Source organism: Pseudomonas mandelii (genome assembly GCF_006438925.1).
Classification (GTDB): Bacteria; Pseudomonadota; Gammaproteobacteria; order Pseudomonadales; family Pseudomonadaceae; genus Aquipseudomonas; species Aquipseudomonas mandelii_C.
Window position 1 is genome coordinate 121,805 of record NZ_RCZA01000015.1, and the last position, 6,000, is coordinate 127,804.

The 6,000-nt window shown below is 57.8% G+C and carries 5 protein-coding genes; 2 read left to right on the forward strand and 3 right to left on the reverse strand.

The features are described from left to right. Nucleotides 1-324: 324 nt before the first annotated feature. The 3 genes from EAH74_RS28740 to EAH74_RS28750 form a co-directional block, all read right to left on the reverse strand. Nucleotides 325-906, reverse strand: coding sequence for an IMPACT family protein (locus EAH74_RS28740; RefSeq protein WP_140683280.1), 582 nt, complete (start codon nt 904-906; stop codon nt 325-327). Nucleotides 907-913: 7 nt separating this feature from the next. After that, nucleotides 914-1,564, reverse strand: a complete 651-nt coding sequence (locus tag EAH74_RS28745; protein WP_046044703.1) for a TetR/AcrR family transcriptional regulator — start codon at nt 1,562-1,564, stop codon at nt 914-916. 85 nt (nt 1,565-1,649) lie between these two features. Beyond that, a complete protein-coding gene (locus EAH74_RS28750; protein WP_140683283.1) occupies nt 1,650-2,570 on the reverse strand; it encodes a LysR family transcriptional regulator in 921 nt (306 codons plus the stop codon). A 139-nt stretch (nt 2,571-2,709) separates the two neighbouring features. Between EAH74_RS28750 and EAH74_RS28755 the strand changes: the two genes are divergently transcribed. Both EAH74_RS28755 and EAH74_RS28760 read left to right on the forward strand, forming a co-directional pair. Next, nucleotides 2,710-4,059 (forward strand): aspartate aminotransferase family protein, encoded by a 1,350-nt coding sequence (locus EAH74_RS28755; protein WP_123369258.1) that lies wholly within the window; start codon nt 2,710-2,712, stop codon nt 4,057-4,059. Between the two features lie 64 nt (nt 4,060-4,123). After that, nucleotides 4,124-5,617, forward strand: coding sequence for a CoA-acylating methylmalonate-semialdehyde dehydrogenase (locus tag EAH74_RS28760; RefSeq protein ID WP_140683286.1), 1,494 nt, complete (start codon nt 4,124-4,126; stop codon nt 5,615-5,617). The last annotated feature ends 383 nt before the right edge of the window (nt 5,618-6,000 follow it).

Consider the following 6,000-nt stretch of genomic DNA (forward strand, 5'->3'; position numbering starts at 1 on the left):
CGGCAAGCCATGCCGGACATGGGACGGCGACAGCCATGAACGGGTTATCCACAGATTGCTCCACAGTATTTGTGCGCAAGCCCGAAGCTCGGGCATAAGCACTGCGTGGCTTTCTTCTAAAGGTGATAAACCGCTCTAACTGATTGTTTTTACGTGGATTTAGCTTTTTTGATGGCGGATTGGTCGAAAAGTGAGCAACGCCCGCAAAGCCGCGTGACAGAAGGGTTACAGCCGGGTGTGCTCAGGTTATCCACAGCCGGGTGCACAGTAGATGTGGGCAAATGCACCGGTTCGACGAAAGGGCTGTGAACGTTGTTGGTGCGATTAGTGCTGCAACAAAATGCGCCCGCGGCTCAAATCCGCCAGCTGCGTTTGCAGGGTATCGATCTGGCTTTCGCCGATCGCCAATTGCAGCTCTACGCCGTTGGCCGTGAACGTTTCTTCCACAACCAATCCACCCAGTTCCGCCACCCGAAGCTTCACCAGCGGCAACTCTGCAAAAGCACAGGCACAACTCACCGGCACCCGACTGATCAGTTCAACCTTTGCCGCGGCTTGCAGGCACTTGTTGGCGCCGCCGCCATACGCGCGGGCGAGGCCACCGGTGCCGAGTTGAATGCCGCCATACCAACGAATCACCAGCACGGCGACCTGATCGCAATCCTGCGCGTCGATCGCCGCCAGAATCGGCCGGCCAGCGGTGCCGCCGGGCTCGCCATCGTCAGTGCTGCGGTATTGGTCGCCAAGCTTCCAGGCCCAGCAATTGTGCGAGGCATTCACATCGCTGTGCTGGTCGATGAACGCCTGGGCTTCAGCAGGGCTGCTGATCGGCGCGGCGAAAGTGATGAAGCGGCTTTTGCGAATCTCTTCGCGGTACTCGCAAAAACCGCTGAGGGTAAAAGGCATAAGTGTCTTAGATCGTTGGCGTCAGGCCGCAGCCCTTGAGAATGATGCGGATCAGGTTGTTGCCGGCGTCTTCCATGTCTTGCTTGGTCAACTTGGTGCGCCCGCTGACACGGCAGATCTGTGTGGCGAAATCCGCGTAATGCTGTGTGCTGCCCCACAACAGGAAGATCAGGTTCACCGGGTCGACCGGGTCCATTTTTCCGGCGTCGATCCAGGCTTGGAACACGCCCGCCCGGCCCTGGAACCAGGCGCGATAATCCTGGTTGAAGTACTCGGTCAGGCATTCGCCGCCGCTGATGACTTCCATCGCGAAGATCCGCGAGGCTTGTGGCTGACGACGGGAGAATTCCATCTTGGCGCGGATGTAACGCGTCAGCGCTTCGGCCGGATCATCCTCGGCTGTCAGGGTGTTGAAGGTGCTGTCCCACAACTGGAGGATGTTGCTCAACACCGCCACGTACAAACCGAGTTTGTTGGTGAAGTAGTAATGCAGATTCGCCTTGGGCAACCCGGCATTCAGGGCGATGGTGTTCATGCTGGTGCCTTTGAATCCGTGACGGGCGAACTCGTCTTCGGCGGCTTTGATGATGGTCTCTTCGTTCTTCTGACGAATGCGGCTGGCAGGTTTTCCGCCGTGAGCGGGGACTTCAAAGGTCATAGGCACTTCCGAACAGGTGGGTGGGTGCAACCAATGCGTTGATAGCGCACCCACAGGCATCAGACAAGTCCTGACGCGATAAAACCTAGCGTGTCGCAGCCAGACTCTCCAGAAAACTTTCCAGCACCAAATGCGGGCGACGGCCCTTGCGCGTGACCGATGCGAGGCTCAGGTCATAAAAACGCACCTTTGGTTTCAGCGCACGCAACCGGCCTTGCTGCACCCAGAGGCTGGCGTAGTGGTCCGGCAGGTAACCGATGAAGCGTCCGGTCAGGATCAGGAACGCCATGCCTTCCCGGTCCGAGGCACTGGCGGTGCAATTGAGCGCCTGGTAATGGGCCTGGATTTCCGCGGGCAAACGGAAGGTCGGCGCAATGGCGTCCTGGCTATTGAGGCGCTCGTCATTCAGTTGTTTATCGTCGACATAAAACAACGGATGACCGACCGCGCAATACAGTAGCGAGCGTTCGCTATAGAGCGGCTGATATTCCAGCCCCGACAGCGCGCTGGCCTGCGGCACCACGCCGACATGCAATCGACCGTCGAGCACGCCTTGTTCGACTTCATTGGGCGCAATCATGCGGATCTGGATCTGCACGTCCGGCCCGCGTTCCTTCAATTGCGCCAAGGCGTGGGTGATGCGCATGTGGGGCAGGGTGACCAGATTGTCGGTCAGGCCGATGGTCAATTCGCCGCGCAAGTGTTGGTGCAGACCATTGACCTCAGTGCGGAAACTTTCCAGCGCACTTAATAGCTGCAAGGCCGATTGGTAAACCTCGCGACCTTCTTCGGTCAGGGAAAACCCGGCGCGACCCCGTTGGCACAAACGCAAGCCGAGGCGCTGTTCCAGATCGCTCATTTGCTGGCTGATGGCTGAGCGGCCGATACCCAGCACCGATTCCGCGGCCGAGAAGCCGCCGCACTCCACCACACTGCGAAAGATCCGAAGCAGGCGGATATCAAAGTCACTGACTTGCGCCAGCGGATCGGGGCGACGGTTGCTCATGCTTTAATTACTCAAAGTTTAGTGGAGGGCTGACTGAACGTTAGAAGAGTTGGATTTCACCGACTTTATCCCCGTGGCAATTTAGCTGCAAGAACGCTTTTGATCTCTATGCCGCTTATTGCCCTGCGAGGTTTTGCCCATGAACGTGCCTGAAAACGCCCCGACTTCCCTGGCCAGCCAGCTCAAGCTCGATGCTCACTGGATGCCCTACACCGCCAACCGTAATTTCCAGCGCGATCCGCGACTGATCGTGGCGGCTGAAGGTAGTTGGCTGATCGATGACAAGGGCCGCAAGGTTTACGATTCGCTGTCCGGTCTGTGGACCTGCGGCGCCGGGCATACCCGCAAGGAAATTCAGGAAGCGGTCGCCAAGCAATTAGGCACCCTCGATTACTCGCCAGGCTTCCAGTACGGCCATCCGCTGTCGTTCCAGCTGGCTGAGAAAATCACCGACTTGACCCCGGGCAATCTGAATCACGTGTTCTTCACTGACTCGGGTTCCGAGTGCGCTGACACGGCGGTGAAAATGGTTCGTGCTTACTGGCGTCTGAAAGGCCAGGCGACCAAGACCAAAATGATCGGCCGTGCCCGTGGTTATCACGGCGTAAACATCGCCGGCACCAGTCTCGGCGGTGTGAACGGCAACCGCAAAATGTTCGGTCAGGCGATGATGGACGTCGATCATCTGCCTCACACCTTGCTGGCGAGCAATGCTTATTCCCGTGGTATGCCGAAAGAGGGCGGTATCGCCCTGGCGGATGAACTGCTCAAGCTGATCGAGTTGCATGACGCTTCGAACATCGCTGCGGTGTTCGTTGAGCCAATGGCCGGTTCCGCTGGCGTACTGGTTCCACCACAGGGTTACCTGAAGCGTCTGCGCGAGATCTGCGATCAGCACAACATCCTGTTGGTGTTCGACGAAGTGATCACCGGTTTCGGTCGTACCGGTTCGATGTTCGGCGCCGACAGCTTTGGCGTGACCCCGGACCTGATGTGCATCGCCAAGCAAGTCACTAACGGCGCGATCCCGATGGGCGCGGTGATTGCCAGCTCCGAGATCTACCAGACCTTCATGAACCAGGCGACGCCTGAGTACGCGGTGGAATTCCCGCACGGCTACACCTATTCCGCGCACCCGGTGGCTTGCGCCGCTGGCCTGGCGGCACTCGACCTGCTGCAAAAGGAAAACCTGGTGCAGAGCGTGGCCGAAGTCGCGCCGCATTTCGAAAATGCGCTGCACGGTCTGAAGGGCTCGAAAAACATCATCGATATTCGTAACTACGGTTTGGCTGGTGCGATCCAGATCGCACCGCGTGATGGCGACGCCATCGTGCGTCCGTTCGAAGCCGGCATGGCCCTGTGGAAAGCCGGGTTCTACGTGCGCTTTGGCGGCGACACCCTGCAGTTCGGCCCAACCTTCAACAGCAAGCCGCAAGACCTTGATCGTCTGTTCGACGCGGTCGGCGAAGTGCTGAACAAAATCGACTGATTTCCCCCTCTATATAGAGGCGCCCTTCAAAGGGCGCCTGTGGACAACTTTTCAGGAGCCCTGCATGAGCCTCATCCCGCATTTGATCAATGGCGAACTGGTGACCGAAGACGGTCGCACAGCTGACGTGTTCAACCCGTCCACCGGCAAGGCAATCCACAAGCTGCCGTTGGCCAGCCGCGAAACCATTCAAAAAGCCATCGACTCGGCTAAAGCTGCGTTCCCGGCCTGGCGTAACACGCCGCCAGCCAAGCGTGCGCAAGTAATGTTCCGCTTCAAGCAATTGCTGGAGCAGAACGAAGCGCGTATTGCCCAACTGATCAGTGAAGAGCACGGCAAGACCCTGGAAGATGCTGCCGGTGAACTGAAACGCGGAATCGAGAACGTCGAGTTCGCTTGCGCAGCACCGGAAATCCTCAAGGGCGAGTACAGCCGTAACGTTGGCCCGAACATTGATGCCTGGTCGGACTTCCAGCCGCTGGGCGTGGTGGCTGGTATTACGCCGTTCAACTTCCCGGCCATGGTGCCGCTGTGGATGTATCCGCTGGCGATCGTCTGCGGTAACTGCTTCATTCTCAAACCGTCCGAGCGTGATCCAAGCTCCACACTGTTGATCGCTCAACTGTTGCTGGAAGCCGGTCTGCCTAAAGGTGTGCTGAGCGTCGTGCATGGCGACAAGGCTGCGGTGGACGCACTGATCGAAGCGCCGGAAGTCAAAGCGTTGAGCTTCGTTGGTTCGACGCCGATTGCCGAATACATTTATGCCGAAGGCACTAAGCGCGGCAAACGTGTTCAGGCATTGGGTGGCGCGAAGAACCATGCGGTGTTGATGCCGGATGCGGATCTGGATAATGCGGTCAGCGCATTGATGGGCGCGGCGTATGGTTCTTGCGGTGAACGTTGCATGGCGATCTCGGTGGCTGTGTGCGTCGGTGACCAGGTGGCGGATGCGTTGGTGGCCAAACTGACGCCGCAGATCAAGGCGCTGAAGATCGGTGCGGGTACGACCTGTGGTCTGGACATGGGGCCGCTGGTTTCCGGCCAGGCTCGCGACAAAGTCAGTGGTTATATAGAAGACGGTGTTTCGGCGGGTGCTTCTTTGGTGGTCGATGGTCGTGGTCTGAGCGTGGCTGGTCATGAGGAAGGTTTCTTCCTGGGTGGCTGCCTGTTTGATAACGTCACGCCAGAAATGCGCATCTATAAAGAAGAGATCTTCGGGCCGGTGCTGTGTGTTGTCCGGGTTAACAGCCTGGAAGAGGCGATGCAGCTGATCAACGATCACGAGTATGGCAACGGTACCTGCATCTTTACCCGTGATGGGGAAGCGGCACGGTTGTTCTGCGACGAGATCGAAGTCGGTATGGTCGGCGTCAACGTACCGCTGCCGGTACCGGTGGCTTATCACAGCTTTGGCGGCTGGAAGCGCTCGCTGTTCGGCGACTTGCATGCGTATGGTCCGGATGGCGTGCGTTTCTACACCCGTCGCAAGGCCATAACCCAGCGCTGGCCACAACGGGCGAGCCATGAAGCTTCGCAGTTCGCATTCCCTAGCTTGTAAGTAGAAGGGAAGAAGGCCGGCCCCTTGGGGCCGGCCTTTGTGTTTCAGGGGCTTTTTTACCTATATGACAGAATTGTGAAAATAGGTGTTGACGGCAGATTCTGGAAGTCTATAATTCGCCCCACTTCCGGCGCAGTCGAAACGGAAAACTCCTTGGTAAACAATGAGTTAAGCAGTTTTCGGCAGCGAGTTGCTTCAGGTCATCGAAGCCCAGAAGGAGTTGAAAGAGCGAGGTTGTTTGGCTCTTTTAACGATTCGATCTTCTCGGTCGAAAGCGGTGTAAAAGAGGTGTTGACAGCAGCGAGTAACGCTGTAGAATTCGCCTCCCGCTAACGAGAGATCGGAAGCGCAAGTGGTTGAAGTTGCAAAGGAAACTTTGAAAG